17 protein-coding genes and 3 pseudogenes are annotated in these 21,116 nt (G+C 50.4%); 14 read left to right on the top strand and 6 right to left on the bottom strand.

Annotated elements, in window-relative coordinates; genetic code table 11:
- Positions 1–9: 9 nt before the first annotated feature.
- Positions 10–1,314: an acetamidase/formamidase family protein gene (locus tag GC56T3_RS11215; RefSeq protein WP_013145629.1), complete on the bottom strand. Its 1,305-nt coding sequence runs from the start codon at positions 1,312–1,314 to the stop codon at positions 10–12.
- Between the two features lie 220 nt (positions 1,315–1,534).
- Between GC56T3_RS11215 and GC56T3_RS11210 the strand changes: the two genes are divergently transcribed.
- The 3 genes and pseudogenes from GC56T3_RS11210 to GC56T3_RS11200 all read left to right on the top strand — a co-directional run.
- Complete coding sequence (locus GC56T3_RS11210) at positions 1,535–1,744, top strand: hypothetical protein (protein WP_013145628.1); 210 nt, start codon at positions 1,535–1,537, stop codon at positions 1,742–1,744.
- Positions 1,710–3,122, top strand: coding sequence for an amidase (locus tag GC56T3_RS11205; RefSeq protein WP_013145627.1), 1,413 nt, complete (start codon positions 1,710–1,712; stop codon positions 3,120–3,122). Before GC56T3_RS11210 ends, GC56T3_RS11205 begins: the two co-directional genes overlap by 35 nt.
- A gap of 252 nt (positions 3,123–3,374) precedes the next feature.
- A pseudogene (locus GC56T3_RS11200) lies at positions 3,375–4,093 on the top strand (DUF4351 domain-containing protein); the annotation flags it as partial.
- A 266-nt stretch (positions 4,094–4,359) separates the two neighbouring features.
- On the opposite strand, the gene GC56T3_RS11195 reads toward GC56T3_RS11200, so the two are convergent.
- Positions 4,360–5,796, bottom strand: a complete 1,437-nt coding sequence (locus tag GC56T3_RS11195; RefSeq protein WP_041468455.1) for a DDE-type integrase/transposase/recombinase — start codon at positions 5,794–5,796, stop codon at positions 4,360–4,362.
- 145 nt (positions 5,797–5,941) lie between these two features.
- Between GC56T3_RS11195 and GC56T3_RS18720 the strand changes: the two are divergent.
- The 5 genes and pseudogenes from GC56T3_RS18720 to GC56T3_RS11170 form a co-directional block, all read left to right on the top strand.
- A pseudogene (locus GC56T3_RS18720) lies at positions 5,942–6,100 on the top strand (DUF4351 domain-containing protein); the annotation flags it as partial.
- A gap of 243 nt (positions 6,101–6,343) precedes the next feature.
- Complete coding sequence (locus tag GC56T3_RS11190) at positions 6,344–6,835, top strand: hypothetical protein (RefSeq protein WP_011230891.1); 492 nt, start codon at positions 6,344–6,346, stop codon at positions 6,833–6,835.
- 409 nt (positions 6,836–7,244) lie between these two features.
- The gene (locus GC56T3_RS11185; RefSeq protein ID WP_041468452.1) at positions 7,245–8,750 is read left to right on the top strand and encodes a malate:quinone oxidoreductase; all 1,506 of its coding nucleotides are present in this window, start codon (positions 7,245–7,247) and stop codon (positions 8,748–8,750) included.
- 354 nt (positions 8,751–9,104) lie between these two features.
- A pseudogene (locus tag GC56T3_RS20330) lies at positions 9,105–10,592 on the top strand (glycosyltransferase).
- Between the two features lie 18 nt (positions 10,593–10,610).
- Positions 10,611–11,159: a YpiB family protein gene (locus GC56T3_RS11170; protein ID WP_013145625.1), complete on the top strand. Its 549-nt coding sequence runs from the start codon at positions 10,611–10,613 to the stop codon at positions 11,157–11,159.
- Positions 11,160–11,263: 104 nt separating this feature from the next.
- On the opposite strand, the gene GC56T3_RS11165 is transcribed toward GC56T3_RS11170, so the two are convergent.
- Both GC56T3_RS11165 and GC56T3_RS11160 read right to left on the bottom strand, forming a co-directional pair.
- Complete coding sequence (locus GC56T3_RS11165; RefSeq protein ID WP_013145624.1) at positions 11,264–12,391, bottom strand: FAD-binding oxidoreductase; 1,128 nt, start codon at positions 12,389–12,391, stop codon at positions 11,264–11,266.
- 252 nt (positions 12,392–12,643) lie between these two features.
- Positions 12,644–13,483, bottom strand: coding sequence for an MBL fold metallo-hydrolase (locus tag GC56T3_RS11160; protein WP_013145623.1), 840 nt, complete (start codon positions 13,481–13,483; stop codon positions 12,644–12,646).
- A gap of 358 nt (positions 13,484–13,841) precedes the next feature.
- On the opposite strand from GC56T3_RS11160, the gene GC56T3_RS11155 reads away from it, so the two are divergent.
- Complete coding sequence (locus GC56T3_RS11155) at positions 13,842–14,099, top strand: membrane protein (protein WP_013145622.1); 258 nt, start codon at positions 13,842–13,844, stop codon at positions 14,097–14,099.
- Positions 14,100–14,219: 120 nt separating this feature from the next.
- Here the strand turns inward: GC56T3_RS11155 and GC56T3_RS19695 are convergent, their stop codons facing one another.
- The gene (locus tag GC56T3_RS19695) at positions 14,220–14,438 is read right to left on the bottom strand and encodes an SDR family oxidoreductase (RefSeq protein ID WP_193568239.1); all 219 of its coding nucleotides are present in this window, start codon (positions 14,436–14,438) and stop codon (positions 14,220–14,222) included.
- 111 nt (positions 14,439–14,549) lie between these two features.
- Between GC56T3_RS19695 and GC56T3_RS11150 the strand changes: the two genes are divergently transcribed.
- From GC56T3_RS11150 to GC56T3_RS11140, 3 genes are all read left to right on the top strand, one after another.
- Positions 14,550–14,867 (top strand): YbjQ family protein, encoded by a 318-nt coding sequence (locus tag GC56T3_RS11150; RefSeq protein ID WP_011230901.1) that lies wholly within the window; start codon positions 14,550–14,552, stop codon positions 14,865–14,867.
- A 192-nt stretch (positions 14,868–15,059) separates the two neighbouring features.
- Positions 15,060–15,368 (top strand): helix-turn-helix transcriptional regulator, encoded by a 309-nt coding sequence (locus tag GC56T3_RS11145; protein WP_011230902.1) that lies wholly within the window; start codon positions 15,060–15,062, stop codon positions 15,366–15,368.
- A gap of 17 nt (positions 15,369–15,385) precedes the next feature.
- Entirely contained in the window at positions 15,386–16,309 is a 924-nt protein-coding gene (locus GC56T3_RS11140) for a cation diffusion facilitator family transporter (protein ID WP_013145620.1), read from the top strand.
- Between the two features lie 30 nt (positions 16,310–16,339).
- Here GC56T3_RS11140 and GC56T3_RS11135 read toward each other — a convergent pair whose 3' ends face one another.
- Positions 16,340–17,236 (bottom strand): LysR family transcriptional regulator, encoded by an 897-nt coding sequence (locus GC56T3_RS11135; RefSeq protein WP_013145619.1) that lies wholly within the window; start codon positions 17,234–17,236, stop codon positions 16,340–16,342.
- Between the two features lie 240 nt (positions 17,237–17,476).
- On the opposite strand from GC56T3_RS11135, the gene GC56T3_RS11130 reads away from it, so the two are divergent.
- Both GC56T3_RS11130 and cysI read left to right on the top strand, forming a co-directional pair.
- Positions 17,477–19,306, top strand: coding sequence for an assimilatory sulfite reductase (NADPH) flavoprotein subunit (locus GC56T3_RS11130; RefSeq protein ID WP_041468449.1), 1,830 nt, complete (start codon positions 17,477–17,479; stop codon positions 19,304–19,306).
- Between the two features lie 24 nt (positions 19,307–19,330).
- Positions 19,331–21,052, top strand: coding sequence for an assimilatory sulfite reductase (NADPH) hemoprotein subunit (gene cysI, locus GC56T3_RS11125; RefSeq protein ID WP_013145617.1), 1,722 nt, complete (start codon positions 19,331–19,333; stop codon positions 21,050–21,052).
- Positions 21,053–21,116 lie beyond the last annotated feature (64 nt).

Genomic DNA, 21,116 nt, shown 5'->3' with positions numbered 1-21,116 from the left:
GATATGTTTTTACTCCAAAACGTTGCGATATTGATCGTACACCAGCGAGGTCAAACTAATCTTGTCTAAATAACGAATGGGGCACAAGAAGGTCACGGTGATGACCCCAGGATGTCGGCCAATTTCGATGGCGCCGGTAATCGTGGCACGGTTCATCACCTCAGGGACAGAGATGCCTAATGTTTTTGCTGCCCGTTGCAACCCGTTTTCTGTTGCCTCGTTTAAGTTGGCGCCTGTCCCGACAAAGGAAATCGGCAACGATTCTTCCAATTTGTTTACTCCCCATGATTGTGCCAAATCGAGGGCGATCTCTTTTTCTTTTTTTGTCAATGGCTTTGCCAAGTAGGGGAGGTCCTCAGCAACAGGAAGAAGAATCGGTCCGTCAATGGTCAACCCTTTGATCACTTTCACTTGAAGGGTGACGATGCCAGATACGTCGGTCGTATGCCCAGCAATTTCCCCGTCGCCCTGCATGGCATGCATATCACCGAGATAAACGCCTCCGCCCCGCACTTTCACAGGGCAGATCAACGCGGCGCCTTCGCGTACACGGTTAATGTCCATATGTCCGTCCGTGCGATCTTCCAGCTGTTCTTTCGTAATCCCGTATTCATGTGGGGCGTTGATCAGAAATTGGCCAAAGTCGCCAGCATTATGTGAATCCGGCAACGGACGCGCCGGGGTGGTGCCGAGCTGTCCGAGGAACGGGCGGAGTCTGGCCACCGTTCCGACTAAGTCATGGGGCGCAAACGTGACGATCGGGTTTTGGACGGAGTTGTCGGGTGTCGCCATGTAGTACCGTCCTTGTCGAGCGATGTGTTCTGCCGCTTCTTTATGCACGGTCACGCCGATTTGTCGGTTTGGATCAAACGTCATCGTATAGCCGTTCGTAAATACAAATGGAGTCACGTCCGCGCCACAATTCGCGCACCGGATGGCTTCCGGGCCGATCCCCTCGATCTTCGTTTCCGGGTACATCGTTCCGCACTGTGGGCATTTGACAGCAACGAACGGATCGCCGACAAACCGACCTTCCATTGGCTTATCATTTCCTGAGGATGTGGCGATAGAGGTGACGCGAATCGATTTGATCTTAATCGCAATGGCGTCTCCTACTTCAGCTCCTTCGACAAAAACGGGCTTTGTCACTTCATGGCCACCGCGGATGCAAGGAGTGATCATCGGCCCCCAGCAGCCAGGAGTAGTATTGGCGACAATGTATCCCCCATCCTGCACGGGGCCAAGCATGTTTCCATGAGGATCTAAGATGCCGTTTGTGAACTCATTGACAAACACGGTTTGTTTCGCTTCCATGACGTTCCCCCTCTTTACTTTTAGGTTTTAGGATTGGTTACATAGGAACCTTGGATCGCTGACCACGAACCTTCGATAGATAATGTCTAACTACATTTTAGGAAATTCGGTAGAGTATTGTCAAAATAATCGTTGTAATATTTATTATATTTTGTTAAGAAAAAATATTTTGTAATTTAATTCTTGTAATGTATAATCATTTTGGAAGGGAGGCGACGAAATGAGAAGTAGCATAGAAAAGAAATTAAGAGAAAAAGGGATTAAGTGTTCAGAACAGGAATTGATGATGCTTGAGCATCAGTGGAAAGCCATTCAGCAACTAAAACAGGGAGTCGAAAAACTCGGTTTGAATGAGGAAGATATTGGAGTCGTCCACCAACCGGGAGGTGTGTATCGTGGAAAAACGGCTAAATACGAAAACAATCTCTGAACTTTCCCCTCTTCTAAAAAACAAAGAAGTTTCACCTGTTGAACTCGTTGACGATGTACTCGAACAAATTGAAACATTAAACGATAAGCTGAATGCCTATATAGAGGTGACAGCAGAGAAAGCACGCAAGCAAGCTGAGTTGGCGGAATCGGAAATCCGATCTGGAAATTACCGCGGCCCGCTACATGGCATCCCTATAGCAATCAAAGATATTCTTTACGTAGCTAATGAAACAACAACGATGGGGTCAAAAATTCACCGAAACTTCCGGCCAACTTACAGTGCGACAGTAATCGAGAAGTTGACGGAAGCGGGAGCAGTGTTTCCTGGAAAAACAAACTTGCATGAGTATGCTTGGGGAGCAACGAACAATAATCCTCATTTCGGACCTGCCCGAAATCCTTGGGATCCTGAACGCATTCCCGGAGGCTCAAGCGGAGGATCGGGGGTCGCAACGGCGGCGCATATGACGATTGCTTCCCTAGGAACAGATACCGGTGGTTCGATTCGAATTCCTTCTTCGTTTTGCGGCATTGTCGGTTTAAAGCCCACCTATGGACTAGTAAGCAAATATGGTTGTTTCCCGCTTGCATGGTCGTTGGACCATATCGGTCCGATGGCGAAAACGGCGAGGGACGCCGCCTATATTTTAGAAGCCATGGCAGGATACGACCCAAAAGATCCTACTTCCACCAATGCCCCTGCAACGAGTTATTCCACACAATTCATGGAGTCTGTTAAAGGTGTAAAAATTGGCATAGAACCGTACTTCTTTGATCATGTGGATGAAGGAGTCGAAAGAGCGGTTAAACAGGCGATTGCTTCTTTGGAACGCGAAGGTGCTGTTGTAGAAACCGTGCGAATTCCAACATTGCAATATGCGCAGTATGCGGAAATGATCACGATTCTTTCAGAAGCCAGCGCTATTCATCACAATCATTTAGTAGAAAGGGAAGAAGATTTTGGCGATGATGTCCGTTTCCTTTTAAAGCTTGGAGAACTCCCTTCCGCTGTAGACTACTTGGAAGCACAACAAATTCGTTTGAAATTGGATCACGAGTTCATGGAAATATTCAATAAGGTAGATGTTTTGATCACCCCAACCATTCCGTTTCTCCCTCCCAAAATCGGGCAGGATACGGTATGGATCAATGGAGAGGAAGTAAACTTTCTTGACCATATCATCCGTTTTACAGGACCGTTTAACTTGACGGGCTTGCCTGTTGTAACGGTGCCATGTGGTTTTGTTCAAGGACTTCCTGTAGGGATGCAAATCATCGGCCCAGCCTTTGGAGAAGGAACGATATTAAATGTTGCTGATGTGTTTGAAACGCTGCATCCTGAGCTGAAATACCCACCGGCCGTTCCAAGAAAGTAAAAGCAAACGCTGGTCGTGGCGATGTACTTACTGAAGGGCGGTCTCAAAAGGTGATGATGACATAACTTTTTGGGACAGCCTTTTTCAACTGAGTGTTTTTCACTTGCGTTCGCTGCTGTTTGTATGACGGGGAGCAAGCACAAAACGGAGAGCTTTTTTCCTGGCTCTCCATTTTTTATGTCTTCCATGCAGGATTTTCGCCTCGTGCTCACGAATGATAGTTGGTGAACATCTTCATCGTGAGGTGATCGGATGGCGATTGACCATGACCGGTTGTTCAAAGAGCTGATCCAGACGTTCTTCGAAGAGTTTTTCCTCCTCTTTTTCCCCGACATGCACGAGCATATCGATTTCCGCCATTTGTCCTTTTTGTCCGAAGAACTGTTCACCGATGTGACCGCAGGAGAAAAATACCGCGTCGATCTGTTGGTCGAGACGAAGCTGAAAGGGGAAGATGGATTGATCATCGTTCATGTGGAGAATCAAAGCTGCGTGCAGTCGTCCTTTCCGGAGCGCATGTTTGTCTATTTCAGCCGTTTGTTTGAAAATACCGCATCCGCATTGTTCCCATTGCCGTCTTCAGCCATGATGCCCTCCGTGATGAACCGTCCGTGTTTTCGATTGAGTTTCCCTTTGGCGAGGTGCTGCAGTTCCGCTTTTTCCCGGTGGAGCTGCGCAAGAAACATTGGCGGGATTCTATTCGGCATGACAATCCGATTGCGGCTGCGCTGCTTGGCAAAATGGGGTATACTGAAAGTGAGAAAGTCGAGTTGAAAAAAGAGTTTTTGCGCATGTTGGTGCGATTGGAGCTGGATGAAGCGAGGCAGCGGCTGCTCTTGGGCTTTTTTGAAACGTATGTGAAGTTGTCGGAGGAGGAAGAGCAACAACTGCAAAGAGAAGTGAAGGCGATGGAAACGAAAGAAAAAGAGAAAGTGTTGGAGCTGATCATTTCCTATGAGCAAAAGGGAAGGAGGTAGCGTCAAAAGTTCTATGAAAACTCCACACAGATCATCCCGTTGAGCATCGTGGGGCATGCGGAGAGCCGGATTCGCCCTTGACCAACACCCGCCAAAGGTGCGGAAGAGTCGTCAAGGGCGACGGGGACAAAAAAGAAGGCAATAAGAAAGCCGCCCTTGCCATGACCGAATTTTACCTTTGGCGGTGTTCGGTTGGTCAAGGGTTCGCTTCGCCGAATCCGGCAGGAGTTCTGTTCAACGGGCTCCGGAGGACAAAAAAGTCAGGCCGCCTCTTGTTGGAGAAACGCTTGTGCCATGGCGATCAGCTTCGTCCACCGGGCCGGCATATGCGGAAGATCCGCCAATTCCGGGATGACGACCGGCACCCGGCCCTCGAGCGCGCTATGCGGGCGCAGAAAGTTGAAATACGCCACAAACAGCGTCACAAAGGACACCGAGCCTTCTTCCGCACCGAACCCATGGGTCGGGCGGTAGTTGCCTTTAAAAGTCCGGTTGAATCGCTCGATGATCTGCTTGAGAGGGCGAAACTCTTCCGAGACCGGATCTTCGTTGGTCAGGCCGATCACCTGGCGGACGTCAAACGAAATCCCGTGCTGGGCAAAGAAGTGTTGCGCCAGCCGGTAAATCGGGTTGCCATCCACGACGAACGACAAGTCGTCTGGGAGGGACGCCAGCTTCCTCAGGACATCATCGATGGCCTTGATGGCCGAGAGCGTGTCCCGGTTGGGCGAGACGCGATAGGACAGCACGATCTTTTTGACGGCGTCAAATAGAAAGAACAGGTCATGCCAGCGCCCTTTGACGCGAATATACGTCTCGTCCCCGCAAAACGAACCGGACAGCTCATACGGGAACCGGTCGACAAAGGGCTTGATCCAAAGCGCGACGCTGTTGGCGTAGTTGAGCACCGTCTGATGGGAGATCGAGACGCCATGGATGTCCTTCATGGCGGCGGCGGTCTCCCTCGAGGACATCCCAAAGTTGACGTAGTACGTCAACACGAGCCCCAACACGTGCGGCGACGCAGCCAGCCGGGACAAATCGACCTTCGGCTTGATGAGCGACGAGGAAGCCAACGGGAGAAAGTCAAACAAGAACTCTCGAAACAAATACCGCACCTTGAAGGCTTGAGGATCCTGTTGAAACTGTTGGCGCTCCTTCTTCGTCATCCGGCGAAGGTTGGCCTGGTAAAACGGGCAATCGTTGTTCTTGCACTTATAGATGTGGTATTCTTTGCGTTCCTTGATTTTTTCCAGCGTCTTTTTGCAGTGCGGGCAGCGAAAGACCGCTTGCTTGGTGAACCGATTTCGGTGGTTGAACCGGCATTGGCACACTTTGCATTGGTATTGCCCGTTTCCGCCGTTATTGGCGTACAGGTAAGAAGAGGGAGCCTGGCAGCGAGGGCAGGTCAACGAATCCGGAACACGGTGTTTCGCCTTCGCGCGGCGCTGGATGGGCCGTAAAGGACGTCCGTGCTGGGCTTCGTAGTCCGCCAACAGCTTCCGGTAATCAAGGGTTTCCGGCACATCGATGATGGGAAGGTCATCGACCTGAAGTTTCCGGTACGGCTTTTGGATGGGTTCGTCCAAGTCCTCGAGATTCAAGGATTTTCCCAATATCACACCCATCAAATACACAATGATTTGATATTGGGTCTTGATGATTTGAAGCAAATAGGCTAATAATTGAGGTAACAAAGCTTGTCACTCCTTTGTTTTGGCTGTTGAGTGTTGTTGCCTCAATGATGGCCGAAAACAACGGGGGTGGCAAGCTTTTTTTCGTTCAACCGTTGAAACTCAAGGGAAAACCGTGAGTGTGGAGGATACACTTTTGACAATACCGGGAAGGAAGGAGGGGTTGGAAGAAGGGATCGAACGTGGAATTCAACAAGGAATGAAACAACTGATTCGTAACATGGAGCGCAAAGGAATGACGGTGGAAGACATTGCTCGGTTGGTGGATCTTCTAGAGGAAGATGTTCGGGGATTGCTTGAAGAGTAGGGAAATAAAAAACAAGGGGATGGCCATGGGGAATAAGAAGGTTGGTGACGACAAGCGGCCAATTGATCGTCGTATGGACGGCATGGCCTAAGGATGCCGAAGGGCCGCCGCGTTTGTGAAGACCGTGACCGCGGAAGCGCCTTGCTTGATTACGAAATTTGGCCGCCTTTCATCCTACGGTTTCCATTGCGGGATGAAAGACGGTGTTGTTTCGCATCTTCTTGTGAGGGAGGAAGAGAAAAATTGGATTTCCGTGATATCCCGCAACTCATTGCCCGAATGCTCATGGAAGTGATTCAAACGCATATACCGCACCAATGGATATACACCGCTGAACCATTCATCAACCCATACAACGGCAAGATCAGCTATGACTATTCCGGTGAAGTGAGGAAAATGAAGAAGGAAGAGTTTGCCGAGCTTGTCCGATCGCTGGGGAGAAGTAAGGGCTCGCGATTTTATTGTTCTCCGTTAGATGAGTTGTTAAACAACGTTTACATTGATCAATGGGTGCCGACGTATATGTCTAACTATGGAAAGCGTTGGGTGACATACTGTGACTTGCTTAGGGAAACATTTGATCAATGGAAGTACAGCCACTTTGAGATTTATGACGAGGACGGGAATGAGGTCAATGAAGATCTCAACTTGCAACTTGATGAAATATTCGAAGATTTTTTAGAGAATACTTCGCACGAGCCGTTTGTTAGAGAAATTGAAAAAACGATTGCCTAATACGATGGATGTCACCTTGGAATGTTTCGGGTGTAGATGGCTTATATGACGCTTTGGCGGCATGGAGCCGTCTTTTTTGCTGCTATGAAATGATTTCGTTTGTTTTTCATCAGTCTTCTTGAAAAATCTCTGCGTTTTTTCTCGAGATGGTGGCGAAATATTCAACGATTTTGTAAAATTATTGTGAAGGGCGATTGCGGATGGTCGTGTTGATGTCATGAATATGCAACGGTGCATTGAATTATATTAATATATTTTTGTTAAAATCGATAATAGTGACATACTATTAATCAATTGTGTTATAATAAATTTTGTAATCGCCCTCAAAAACAAAAGGGGTATCGGTGGAATCATTTCGAGCGATCGCTCGATGCTCTTTTACAACTATTCATGGATAGGGATGGTAAACATGGGCAACAAACAAGGAAAAACGGATGTCATTTTAATCGGCGCTGGCATTATGAGCGCGACGTTGGGGACGCTCTTGAAGGAATTGGCGCCAGAGTGGGACATTGTCGTCTTTGAAAGACTGGAAGAGGCAGGAGCGGAAAGCTCCAACGAGTGGAACAACGCTGGAACCGGGCATGCGGCGCTTTGCGAGCTGAACTATACCGTTGAGAAGTCCGATGGGTCGATCGACATCAGCAAAGCGATCAAAATCAATGAACAGTTTTACGTCTCCTTGCAGTTTTGGGCTTATTTAGTGAACAGCGGCGTGCTTGCGGACCCAAAAGATTTCATCCGTCCATTGCCGCATATGAGCTTCGTGCAAGGGGAAGACAATGTGGCGTTTTTGAAAAAGCGGCATGAAACGATGGCGGCCAATCCGCTGTTTAAAGGGATGGAATTTTCCGATGACCCGAAAAAGTTGGCCGAATGGGTGCCGCTCATGATGGAAGATCGGGTTTTGACCGAACCGATTGCGGCGACGCGGATCGAATCGGGAACGGACGTGAACTTCGGGGCGTTGACGCGTCAACTGTTTGAACATTTGAAACGGAAAAATGTCAACATTCACTACCGCCATCATGTCGAGGATATCCAACGGACAAGCGATGGCTTATGGGAGTTGAAGGTGCGGAATTTGGACACGGGCGCCGTTGAGCGCCATGCGGCCAAATTCGTCTTCATCGGCGCCGGGGGAGGCAGCCTCCATTTGTTGCAAAAATCCGGCATTCCCGAAGGAAAGGGGATTGGCGGCTTCCCGGTGAGCGGGTTGTTTATGGTGTGCAACAATCCGGAGGTTGTGGAAAAGCACCACGCGAAAGTGTACGGCAAAGCGAAAGTCGGCGCGCCGCCAATGTCGGTGCCGCACTTGGACACGCGGTTCATCGACAATCAAAAAATGTTGCTGTTTGGGCCGTTTGCGGGTTTTTCGCCGAAATTTTTGAAAAACGGATCGATGCTCGACCTGTTCACTTCAATCAAGCCGCATAACGTATTGACGATCTTGGCGGCGGGCGTGAAAAATATGGCCTTGACCAACTATTTGATCCAGCAAGTGCTGTTGTCCAAAGAACAGCGCATGCAAGAGCTGCGTGAATTCGTCCCGACGGCGAAAAGCGACGAATGGGACATCGTCGTCGCTGGTCAGCGCGTGCAAGTGATCAAAGACACGGAATCTGGCGGCAAAGGAACATTGCAATTCGGCACGGAGGTCGTTCATGCGGCCGATGGCTCGATCGCGGCGTTGCTCGGCGCTTCGCCAGGCGCATCGACGGCGGTTCATGTGATGTTGGAAGTGATTGAGAAATGCTTCCCGGAACGGATGAAAGAATGGGGGCCGAAAGTGAAAGAAATGATTCCGTCCTACGGTGAATCATTGATGAAAAACGAATCGCTTTTGCGGCAAGTGCAAGCATCCACAGCCGAAGCGCTCGGGTTAAACGGCCACTTTGCGCTGCAGCTTGCGTAGGCCCATGCCAATTGCGGCCTGCTGGGGATAGCTTGGCCGTCTGTGAGAAACAGCTGCCTGAAGACGAAGGGCAGCTGTTTTTATTTGCTGTCTTGTGTCTCCAAGTTTATATCCACAGACGAAATGATCTTCACTGTACATTTCCTCTTGAAAAATTTGGGAAACGTTAATGACTCAATTGCTTTTTTATGAGCGGTTATCATATAATTGTCTCATACACTTTTGAGTTGGATAGGCAAAAGGAGTTAATTCCATGATAGCAACTTTGTTTTCTATGTTCTGATCTGAGGGGTTGTAAGGCTTGGATTCATGATATTTCCAAAAAGATTATCATTTTGGGAGGGGGGTGTTCATGTGAATACCAATTTGTCTTTCAATCAGTCTTCTCCTGAAATAAAACCAAGGACCAAAGCCTATATACCCGTTAAATACAAATTTATAATAGGCCATATCGTTGCATTTTTGTGGCTGTGCTTTAGCGTTTATGTCTCCATACCATGGATTTTTGATTTGGCTCATTTGGTAAGTTTTCCGCTCTCTGTAGTGATTATAGCAGGTTTAGCCTATATCCCCGGATATTTGACCGCTTTTTTGGTTGTTAGTTTATTGCTTGATCGCCAGCCTCCGTTGAAAACTGAATATCCAGACAAAGCGGTAACGATATTGATCGCAGCCAGAAATGAAGCTGATAAAATTGAAAACACATTAAAGTATATTGCTAAGCAAGATTACAATGGGGAAATACGTGTGTTATTGGTTGATAATGGCTCAACAGATCAAACAGTAGAGAAAGCGCGCCGTGCGGCAATGAGATTGGGACTGGATGTTACCATTTTGAAAGAGGAGAAACCGGGAAAATTCCACGCGTTAAATAAAGGCCTCCAGCATGTTAGTACCGATTTGATGATAACGTTAGATGCCGATACATTGCTTCATCGATCAGCAGTAAGATATTTGATTGCTAGGATAGAGTCGGCTCCAGTGAATGTTTGTGCTGTAGCTGGTGCTGTTTTAGTGAGAAACAGTCGGGAGAACCTTCTTGCTAGAATTCAAGAATGGGATTATTTTCTTGGTATTGCTTCGATTAAGCGAATGCAAGGATTATACCAAGGAACTTTGGTGGCCCAAGGGGCATATAGCTTATATAAGACGGAGGCAATTAGAGAAGTTGGCGGTTGGCCTGATGCCATTGGAGAGGATATTGTCCTTTCTTGGCGTTTGCTAGAAGGCCGGTGAAAAACGGTTGTCACGAGCAAATCAGCGGCATTTCGCCAAAAAAGAAGGCTGATTTCGTAAGGTTTTTCTAATTGAGAAATAGCTGGAACTAGCAGCATTTTGTACTAAATCACCAGCCTCCTAGAAAAAGGATGGAGAATTTACTTTGAACCTCATGCGGTGGCGTTTACGGATGTTCCGGTTTCTTGGGTACATTTTTGCAGACAACGATCTCGGTGGGCAAGGGGAATGATCGAGGCGTTGAAAGTTGTAAAACCGTGGCAGCAACCACAATTGTTTGTGAAATACCTCACGATGGTGAATTTGTTACTCCCTTATTTAGACACCATCTATACTTTATGTTGGTTACCGGGATTAATTTTGGCCTTCTTCGGTTATTATTACATTGTTGGCCCGATGACGTTGTTGGTTGTACCGCTGACGTTGATCGCGTATTGGGTTCTATACCGATATCAAAGATCAGTGTTCCGAAAATTGGATCTCAAGATCAGAAGAAATAGAATTGGTTTTGTCGTCTTTGTCTTGTTTTACCAAATGATCATGTCTCCAGTGTCATTTTGGGGATATATACAAGAGTTAGCTCGGTTAAGGAGAGTTTGGAAATAGGGAGGAGGGGACAGTGCGATGAGGTGGGTGTCAGCCTTAGAAAAACGCAATTTTTTAACATCGTTTTTGCACAATCATCGCTTAAAGCATCCGGATGCCCGATTTGTGCTTAAGTATTTGCTTCAGCACCCCCATTTGCTTGAGAACGTCCATTTTACAGAAACCGAGCAAAAGCAAGCGCGGTGGCTCATCATCTCAACCGCGATGGCGGAAGAAGAGGGGCTTGTGTTTTATCGACGCGGTCAAAAAAGCACGAGTTTGGCCGCCATTATGGGCGATTTGGCGCTGCATCCAAATGAACCGCTCTATTTGACGCTTCATTTTCCAGGAAAGGCAAGGAATTTTTCGTACCTTCGGCTCATTGATCACCAAGCGTTTGAAAACGTCCGGCGGCATGAGCGCCATGAGAAAATGGCGAAAGCGGCCGAGCAAGTGCTCGATGAAGCGTTGAAACGCCATGAAGTGTCGATTTTGAAGATGCAAATCGATCAAGCGCTTGACCGCAAAGATATGGAATGGTTTCAAATGCTGACGGAGCAGTTGAAAAAATATGAAGGACAAAGCTGACAAAACACGATCAGCTTTGCCCTGACGGTGAGAAAGGGATATCAGTCGCTGCGTTGGCTGTTGTCTATATCGTGGAAGATCCGTTATTGCTTTTTCTGATCCCCTCATTGAACGATCGGTGCGACGGCGCTTGCTGCGTCATAATCGCTTGGGTCGAGTTCCGTCGGCAGGCCGATGACGAGTTTCGCCAACTCCTTTCCTAAATACGGGCCGATGGTGAGACCTGAGGAGCCGAGCCCATTGGCGATATACACCCCAGAAAAGCCCGGAAGCGGTCCGAAGATCGGGAGAAACCCAGGCGTGCGCGGGCGGAATCCGACTCGCGTCTCGATATATGTCCAGGTGGAGAGCCCCGGCGCAACGGCAAGCGCTTTGTCCAACAATTCGTGCATTCCCCCGGCGGTGGGGCGAATGTCCATGCCCGCTTCATCTTCGTGTGTGGTTCCGATCACAATTCTGCTTCCCGGGAAGGCGAGCATATACTGATTGTTCGGCGGCATGACGACTGGCCAATGGGATGTGTCGCATTCCAGATGCTCCAAGTGAATGAGCTGCCCTTTTTGTGGGGTGACGAGCAGTTTGATCCCGAGCGGCTCCAGCAACTCGCCGGCCCAGGCGCCGGCCGTGACGATGACCGCTTCGGCAGCGTATTTCGCTCCGTCGGCTTCCACGCCGATGATGCGGGAGCCTTCAAACAGGAGTCGGGCGTTTCCGCGGATGTAGGTGGCGCCGCGCTTTTGGGAAGCGTTCATGAGGGCGTCTCGCACCGCCCGACCGTTCACTCGGGCGGCGCCGCTCACATAAAGGGCATGATGCTCGCCGACAAGCGGCGGAAACAGCTCCTTCGCCTCTTGGGGATGAAGCCGCACGATCTCTCCCATTTCCGGCGCGTCTTCGCGCCGTTTGAGAGCGCGCTCCTCCATTTGTTCCAGTTTCTGTTCATCCGTGTGCAGCCATAGAGCCCCGACGCGTGCGTAACCGGTCTCCGTTTCCCCGTATGATTCCAGCTCTTCAATGAGGGAAGGATAAAATTTCGCCCCGCCTTTCGCTAACCGATACCATTTTTGGTTGCGGCGCTGCGACAGCCAAGGGCACACGATCCCCGCCGCCGCATCGGTCGCTTGGCCTTTGTCGCCGCGGTCGATGATCATCACGCTTGCCCCTTCTTTAGCCAAATGATAGGCGGTAGAGGCCCCTAAAATGCCAGCTCCAATGACGATGTATGACTTCATTCCCTGACACCTTTTCTGCGTTTTTCTCTATTAGCATAACATACGCAGCGTCAATGGGGAACAGCAGACGCCTGCCTGAACGGCCAATGGGCCGTCCAGCGCCAAAAAGGTGTAACTGTCCATGGCAAGGGAAAAGTGTGAAATGGAAGACAACGAGAGTTGGGGGAGACGGCGGCAGAAAAGAAAGCAGCAGCGGCGCGCGTAAAAAGGCTGCCCCACAACACAATCATGGCCATCTCGGGCAGCCCCGCCTCAGCTCGCTTGTTTCGTCTCATATTCCTGAATGACCGACCGGATGATATGGAGCGAGTCCCATTCTCCACCCGAGAAAAAGACGATCGGGTATTTTTTCGGAAACAAAAGGGCCTGGATTTGTTTGGGCGGTGTTCCTTTTTCGTATAAATCGATGATCGTCCCTTGCAGTTCAAGCAAATAGTCAAGCTTCCGCTGCAAGGCTTCGCGCCCGTTCGGGAGATAGCCCGCATGGGCGCAGAAGACGTCGCCGAAATCGTACGTCAACACGTGTTGCAAGGAAGTGATGATCGCCGGGATGTTTTCTTCGCGCAAGATGACTTTCGTTTTCTCTTGGCAGTACAAGTCGCCGCTGAACAGCTGGCCGGTTTCGCGGTTCAAAAACGCCACATGGTCGATTGAATGGCCTGGCGTCGGGATGACGTCCCACGTTGCGCTTCGCGAGGAAAACGTCGCGCCGATGGGCTTGGCGGTGAATGGATCGCGCTTGCCCCAAAACACTTTTCGATAGAGCGGATAGTCCGCCTTTTGCTGGCAATAATGGATCATCAGTTCGTTCATATAGATGGGCAGGCCCATCTTTCGCTGCAAAAACGCTGCGCAGCCGGTATGGTCTTCGTGAAAATGAGTGATGACGACTTGGTCGATGTCTTGTTGTTGGAAAAACGAAGTAAATTCGTTTTCCATCGATTTTGCGCCGGTGTCAATCAGCACCCCATCGATGACAAAGCAGCGGACGGTGAGGCGGACGCCTTGAAACATCGCCGTTCCTTTGGCGATATGCACGTTTTGAACCACTTCTGTTTCAAACCGTTTTTTGATCACTTTATCGATCAGCATGGCGAACGTGCCTCCTTATTGGTGTGAGGATGTTGTTACCATTATACCACAACAGAATGAATGTTCATTCATTTTTTTGTTGGCGTTTCACACCCATCATGTGCTTGATGGGATGGAGAAAAGCGATGCTACAGTTAAGCTTACTTCAATCAAGCGTCTGTGAATATCCCCTCTTTTGGGGGATTGAACGTTTGATCAAAAGGAACGATTCGGAAATATGCAGGGGATGGTTTTGCGCAACTTGTATGATAAAATGATAGAAGATCGTATCGGAATGCGGATGCAATGGATGGACATTTGCGCCGACGCTTCCAATGGAGGACCGTCCATATTTCCGACAGGTGAGAAGGGGATGTTCATGAAAACCGTTATTTATGCTTTCCTCATTTCGATCATCGTTCATGTCGTGTATTTGGCATCCACCATCGGCATAGGGTATTGGAAAACGAAGCTTTACAAGCCCGATGTGGAGAATGCTTGGGAGAAAGCGGCCATGCTGCAAAATGAAGTGGTGTTTGGCCACACGGGGTCGCCGATTTTGTATTTGGTGTCGTTTGTTGGAGTGGCGGCGGTCGTTGCTTTGGTAATGCATGTGTACCAAATGGTTCGCGGCTGACAAAAGGAAAAAGCCGGTCTCGACAGGGAACGAAACGTGTTGGGGCGGTTTTTTCTTTTCGATTTCGTCTTCAAAAGATGCCTCTCTCCCCTAACCGGAAAAGCGGAAGGGGGCGGCGCGTCAATACGCCGTCCATCCGGCATCGGCGACGATCACAGCGCCGTTTAGAAAACTGGCATCGTCGGAAGCTAAAAACAGGGCGATGTTGGCGATTTCCTCTGGTTCCCTGCGCGAGGTTTGAGGGCGGCGTCTGCCATGGCTGTTTCGAATGGAGTTGACGCCGTAATCGTGGCGCTGAATGTTTGTTCGTACTGACCCCCAGGTGCGATGGCGTTGCAACCTTCAAGCGTTAGCTAAGAGGGGGAAGTGGACCGGCGACGTCATAGAGGCAATGTAGTATAATGGAATGAGGTGCTTCCATCTATTATGAGCCACGAGGGGGACATAGCTGTGATTGTCACGACCACCAATACCATTGAGGGAAAAGAAATTGAAGAGTATTTGGGCATCGTAGCGGGAGAGGTCATTTTGGGCGCGAATGTCGTCCGCGATTTTCTCGCCAGCATCACCGACATCATCGGCGGGCGGAGCGGAACGTATGAAAGCAAGCTGGCCGAAGGGCGGGAGATGGCGATCAAGGAGATGGTCAATAAGGCGAGAAGCCTTGGCGCCAACGCCGTCATCGGGGTGGATCTCGATTTTGAAACGCTGCGCGACGGCATGATGATGTGCATTGCGACTGGGACGGCGGTGCGGCTGAAATCGTAATGGGAAAGCAGCGGGTCTATCGGCCCCTGCTTTTTTTTGCTTTGCTGGCTGCCGTTGTGGAGGTGTCAGTGCATCGGCTGTTGATGCTGATTGGGTTTTGCAGCTTGAAATAGGATTGACAGAAGAAAAAAAGCGGTTTATGATTCACATATATGAACAAATGCTCATATATTAAAATGTGAGGGAACAGCCATGAACGCAGAGGATCATTCGTTTTTAGATGAAAGTGTGATTGAGGAAGTGTCACGGATCTTTAAAGCCCTAGCGGATCCGACTCGGATGAAGATGTTGTATTTGTTGTCGCAGGAAGAATGCCATGTCGGCCATATTGCGGAAGTGCTCGGCATGTCGCAATCAGCGGTTTCCCATCAGTTGGCGCTGCTTCGGACGTTGCGGCTTGTGAAATATCGCCGTGAGGGGAAGATGTTGGTTTACTCATGTGATGACGAACATGTCATTTCGTTGCTAAAGCAGGCGATTGATCACGCACAACACCAATAAGTAAGGAGAGAAGATGGATGCATCATCACGCGCGCGGCCATTGTGATCACCATCACGGGCATCATCACGGCAGAGAAGGAAATCAAAAAGGGCTGGTGATCGCCCTCGGTGTAACGATCGGGATCATGGTGCTCGAGTTTGTCGGCGGGCTTGTGACGAACAGCCTTGCTCTTCTTTCGGATTCAGGGCATATGCTGAGTGATGCCATTTCGCTTCTGTTAAGCCTGGCGGCGGTGTGGCTGGCGGCGAAGCCCGCGTCGCCGAAGAGAACGTATGGATTTTACCGGTTCGAGATTTTAGCGGCGCTCGTAAACGGGGTCACGTTGGTGGTGATTGCCGCTTGGATTATTTGGGAAGCGGTCGGGAGGTTTGTGAATCCACCTGCTGTCGCGAGCGGGCCGATGATGGCGGTGGCCGCCGTTGGGTTGTTGGCAAATCTTGTGAGCGCTTGGGTGTTAATGCGCAAAGGGGATGTCAAAGAGAACGTCAATGTCCGCAGTGCGTATTTGCACGTGCTCGGCGATGCGTTAGGCTCGGTCGGGGCGATGGCGGCAGGGCTTGTCATCTGGCTGTTCGATTGGTACGCGGCCGATCCGCTCATTTCCATCGCGGTGGCGGTTTTGATTCTAAAAGGAGCATTTGCCGTAGTCAAGCAGACAGTGCATATTTTAATGGAAGGAACGCCGGCGGCGATTGACCATGCGGAAGTGAAGGCGGCGCTCTCGGGCATTGATGGGGTGATCGATGTCCACGATTTGCATATTTGGACGATCACCTCGGGGCTTGATTCGTTAAGCTGCCATTTGCTCATTGAGGAAGGATGCGATGGACAGGCGGTTTTGCAGCGGGCGATTGATTTGGTCGAAACGCGCTTTCACATTCGCCATGCGACGATTCAAATTGAAATGCCGCACATCCGCCATGGGGAGATGGAAGTGTGAGGGCGGGTCATCCATGACCACGCCCTTCTGTTATTGGCTGACGCCAGTCCAGTTGGTTTGCAAGGCTTCAAGGAAAATGCGGACGTTTTGTTTGTTTTCCATAATCGGTGCATAGATATAGGAAAACATTCGGTAAAACGGTGGATGGTTCAGGTGAACAATGGACAGGTGGCCGTGCTCGATGTCGCGGGCGACGACGCTGCGCGACAGCAAGGACAGGGCGTTGCCGTTGATCAACGTTTCTTTAATGCCTTGGTTGCTGCTGATGATCATGAGCGATTTGACTTTCAGCCCGTTCGAGCGGATGAAATGGTTGAAATATTCCCTTGTTCCCGACCCGACTTCGCGCGCCACCCATGCTTCGTTTTGCAGCTTGGCGATCGTGACCTCCTCTTTTTGCGCCAGTTCGTGGCGGTTGGAGGCGACGATGACAAGCTCGTCTTGCATGAACGGATGAACGGACAGTTCTTTTTCGTTCGTTTGCCCTTCGATCAAGCCGATGTCGACTTGATATGATTTGACGAGTTCGACAATTTCTTTTGTGTTGCCGATCATGACCTCAAGCTCCAACTCTGGGTAACGTTTTTGGAAATCGGGCAAAAGCGGCGGCAAAATATACTCTCCAATTGTAAAGCTTGCCCCGATTTTCAATTTTCCTTTGACGGAATGATGGTGTTCCAAAATGTCTTGTTTCGTTTGTTCATAAAGCGCCACCATTTGTTTGGCGCGGTCGTATAGGAGCTCGCCGGTCGGCGTCATGCGCAGCCGCTTCGGGGAGCGGATGAACAGTTTCGTTTGAAACTCTTTTTCTAAATTTTTGATGTGCAAGCTGACGCTTGGCTGCGACAAATGGAGAATTTCCGCTGTTTTTGTGAAATTTTTCACTTCCGCCAATGTAATAAATGTTTTCAGTTCGTCATAGTACATCTTCGTTCCTCCTGCCCATCGCTCGATCGTTGTTGCAGAGAGTATCTATTATAAAAATTAATAGTTTCAATAATTTATATTTATTTTACTAATGTTTTGTTTTGCGGTAAAGTGTAAATATAATATCGCCTTTAAAGTATACTTGTTTTATAGGAATAAATGGATATTGGGCGGCAGCGCCGAATGGGCAAAGGTCGCGCCACCGTTCTATTTCATTTTATAGTCGAGGGGTGGGCATCGTTGCAGCTGCAAGTAACTAACAGTCCGTTTACCCAGGAGCAGATTGAGCTTTTGAATCGTTTGTTGCCGACGTTGACGCCGTCGCAAAAGCTTTGGCTGAGCGGGTATTTGGCTGCTGCCGAGGCGGCGGTCGCCGTTTTGGATGCCGAAGCGCCGGCGCTGTTTGCTGGGAGCAGCAAACCGGTTTCGAAAGAAGTGACGGTATTGTACGGCTCGCAAACCGGCAATGCACAAAAGTTGGCTGAGAAAGCCGGCAAAGCGCTCAAAGAGCGTGGGTTTGAAGCGAAAGTGTTGTCCATGCTTGATTTTAAGCCGAACGAATTAAAGAAAGTGGAGACGCTGCTCATTGTCGTGAGCACGCATGGGGAAGGCGATCCGCCGGACAATGCGGTATCGTTTTACGAATTTCTCCACAGCAAACGGGCGCCAAAGCTCAACCATCTTCGTTTCTCTGTCTTGGCGCTCGGCGATACGTCGTATGAACATTTTTGCCAGACGGGGAAAGATTTCGACAAACGTCTTGAGGAGCTGGGCGGAACACGGTTTTATCCGCGCGTCGATTGCGATGTCGACTATGAAGAAGCGGCGGCGAAATGGCTTGATGGCGTGCTTGGCGAGTTAAACAAAGAAGCGAATGCCCATGTTGGGGCCACGCCGCTTTTGTCCGTTGCGGCCACGGCGCCAAAAATGGAACCAGCTGTCGTCTATTCGCGGAAAAACCCGTTCCCGGCCGAGGTGCTTGAAAACATCAACTTAAACGGCCGCGGATCGAACAAGGAAACGCGCCATTTGGAATTGTCGCTCGAGGGATCGGGGTTGAAGTACGAACCGGGCGATGCGCTTGGCATTTTCCCGAAAAATGATCCCGAGCTGGTTGAGCGGATCATTCAAGAAATGAAATGGAATCCGGAAGAAACGGTGACGATCGACAAAGATGGGGAAGTGCGGTCGCTGCGTGAAGCGCTCACCTCACATTTTGAAATTACGGTGCTGACGAAAGCGCTGTTGCAAAAGCTTGCGCCGCTGTCGAAAAACAGCGAGCTTCAAGCGCTTGTGGCGCCCGGCAATGAAGCCAAATTGAAAGAATACGCCAAAGGCCGTGATTTGTTGGATGCGCTCCGCGATTTCGGCCCATGGGACGCCACTTTGCAGCAACTCATCTCCATCTTGCGGAAAATGCCGCCGCGCCTGTACTCGATCGCGAGCAGCTTAGCGGCCTATCCAGATGAAGTGCACTTGACGATCGGTGCGGTCCGTTATGAGTCGCACGGCCGCCTGCGCAAAGGGGTGTGCTCGACGTTCTGCGCCGAACGCGTCCAAATCGGCGATACGTTGCCGGTCTTTGTGCAGCCGAACCCGAACTTTAAGTTGCCGAAGGATCCCGACACGCCGATCATTATGATCGGTCCAGGCACCGGAGTGGCGCCGTTCCGCGCCTTTATGCAAGAGCGCGAGGCCATCGGGGCGAAAGGAAAATCGTGGCTCTTTTTCGGGGACCAACACTTTATGACCGACTTCCTGTATCAAACCGAATGGCTCGCTTGGCTGAAAAGCGGTGTGCTGACTAAAATGGACGTCGCCTTCTCGCGCGATACAGAACGAAAAATATACGTCCAACACCGGATGCTCGAGCGAAGCAAAGAGCTGTTCGGTTGGCTTGAGGAAGGCGCTGTCGTCTACGTTTGCGGCGACAAGCAACACATGGCGCGCGACGTTCATCAGACGTTGATCGAGATTATCGAAAAAGAAGGCGGCATGAGCCGCGAACAGGCGGAAGCGTATGTCACCGAGATGCAAAAGCAAAAACGGTATCAACGCGACGTCTACTAATCATCCAAAGGAGTGGGATCGGAAATGGCGAAAGTCATCTTAACCGCGCCAGACGGACCGCCAAGCGATGTTGAGCGCATTAAACAGGAAAGCCGTTACTTGCGCGGCACGCTCGCCGAAACGATGGAAGATCCGCTCAGCGCGGGCATCCCAGATGATGACAACCGGCTGATGAAGTTCCATGGCAGCTACTTGCAAGACGACCGCGACGTGCGCACCGAACGGCAAAAACAAAAGCTTGAACCGGCCTATCAATTTATGATCCGCGTGCGCACGCCGGGCGGGGTGGCGACGCCCGAACAGTGGCTTGTCATGGATGAACTCGCCCGCAAATACGCCAACGGCACGTTGAAACTGACGACGCGCCAAGCGTTCCAATTGCACGGCGTCTTAAAATGGAACATGAAAAAAACGATGCAAGCCATTAACAACGCGCTGATGACGACGCTTGCGGCGTGTGGCGACGTCAACCGAAACGTCATGTGCAACCCGAATCCGTACCAGTCGGAAGTGCATGCGGAAGTGTATGAATGGGCGAAGCTGATCAGCGACCATTTGTTGCCGCGGACGAGGGCGTATTATGAAATTTGGTTGGATGACGAAAAAGTGGCGGGCACGCCGCCGGTCGACGGTGAAGAAGAACCGATTTACGGTCCGACGTATTTGCCGCGGAAGTTTAAAATCGGCATCGCCGTTCCGCCGTCCAACGACGTCGATGTGTTCTCGCAAGACATCGGGTTCATCGCCATTGTCGAAGACGGCAAGCTCGCCGGGTTTAATGTCGCCATCGGTGGCGGCATGGGGATGACCCATGGGGACAAAACGACGTATCCGCAGCTTGCCAAGGTGATCGGCTTCTGCCGGCCGGATCAAGTCGTGGAAGTGGCGGAGAAAATTATGACCGTTCAGCGCGACTACGGCAACCGCTCATCGCGCAAACACGCCCGCTTTAAATACACGATCGACCGCCTTGGCCTTGAAACGGTGAAAGAAGAAATTGAGCGCCGCCTCGGCTGGAGGCTCGGCGAAGCGCGCCCGTACCATTTCGAGCATAGCGGCGACCGCTACGGCTGGGTCGAAGGCGTCAATGGGACATGGCATTTCACGCTCTTTGTCGAAGGCGGCCGCGTCAAAGACTACGACGATTACAAGCTGATGACCGGCCTGCGCGAAATCGCGAAAGTCCATACGGGAGATTTCCGGCTGACGCCAAACCAAAACTTGGTCATCGCTAACGTCACGAGCGAGAAAAAGCCGGAAATCGAGGCGCTCATCGCCGAATACGGCTTGACCGATGGCCGCCGGTACACCGCCTTGCGCCGCAACGCGCTCGCCTGTGTCGCCTTGCCGACGTGCGGCTTGGCGATGGCGGAAGCGGAGCGCTACTTGCCGAAGCTGCTTGATAAAATCGAGGAGATTATCGACGAAAACGGTTTGCGCGACGAAGAAATCACGATCCGCATGACGGGCTGTCCGAACGGCTGCGCCCGCCACGTGCTCGCAGAAATCGCCTTCGTCGGCAAAGCGGTCGGAAAATACAACATGTACCTCGGCGCTGCGTTCAACGGCACGCGCCTTGGCAAACTGTACCGCGAAAACATCGGCGAAGAAGAAATTTTGCGCGAACTGCGCGTCCTCCTATCCCGCTATGCGAAAGAGCGTCTTGACGGTGAACATTTCGGCGACTTCGTCATCCGCGCCGGCATCGTCAAAGAAGTGACGGATGGGACGAATTTCCATGATTAAAGTGGTCAGGGTGAAATGGAAACCAGCCTCTCCTTGTTTAGGGGAGGTTGGTTTTTTGTTGCTT

This window comes from Geobacillus sp. C56-T3, assembly GCF_000092445.1.
Classification (GTDB): domain Bacteria; phylum Bacillota; class Bacilli; order Bacillales; family Anoxybacillaceae; genus Geobacillus; species Geobacillus thermoleovorans.
Note: the sequence above shows the minus strand (reverse complement) of the source record. Positions and strands in the feature narration are given on the sequence as shown.

Bases quoted from the DNA above. Each gene is read 5' to 3' on its own strand.
- GC56T3_RS11215 (WP_013145629.1), bottom strand. From the start codon at position 1,314: ATGGAAGCGAAACAAACCGTGTTTGTCAATGAGTTCACAAACGGCATC.
- GC56T3_RS11210 (WP_013145628.1), top strand. From the start codon at position 1,535: ATGAGAAGTAGCATAGAAAAGAAATTAAGAGAAAAAGGGATTAAGTGT.
- GC56T3_RS11185 (WP_041468452.1), top strand. From the start codon at position 7,245: ATGGGCAACAAACAAGGAAAAACGGATGTCATTTTAATCGGCGCTGGC.
- GC56T3_RS11170 (WP_013145625.1), top strand. From the start codon at position 10,611: ATGAGGTGGGTGTCAGCCTTAGAAAAACGCAATTTTTTAACATCGTTT.
- GC56T3_RS11165 (WP_013145624.1), bottom strand. From the start codon at position 12,391: ATGAAGTCATACATCGTCATTGGAGCTGGCATTTTAGGGGCCTCTACC.
- GC56T3_RS11160 (WP_013145623.1), bottom strand. From the start codon at position 13,483: ATGCTGATCGATAAAGTGATCAAAAAACGGTTTGAAACAGAAGTGGTT.
- GC56T3_RS11155 (WP_013145622.1), top strand. From the start codon at position 13,842: ATGAAAACCGTTATTTATGCTTTCCTCATTTCGATCATCGTTCATGTC.
- GC56T3_RS11145 (WP_011230902.1), top strand. From the start codon at position 15,060: ATGAACGCAGAGGATCATTCGTTTTTAGATGAAAGTGTGATTGAGGAA.
- GC56T3_RS11140 (WP_013145620.1), top strand. From the start codon at position 15,386: ATGCATCATCACGCGCGCGGCCATTGTGATCACCATCACGGGCATCAT.
- GC56T3_RS11135 (WP_013145619.1), bottom strand. From the start codon at position 17,236: ATGTACTATGACGAACTGAAAACATTTATTACATTGGCGGAAGTGAAA.
- cysI (WP_013145617.1), top strand. From the start codon at position 19,331: ATGGCGAAAGTCATCTTAACCGCGCCAGACGGACCGCCAAGCGATGTT.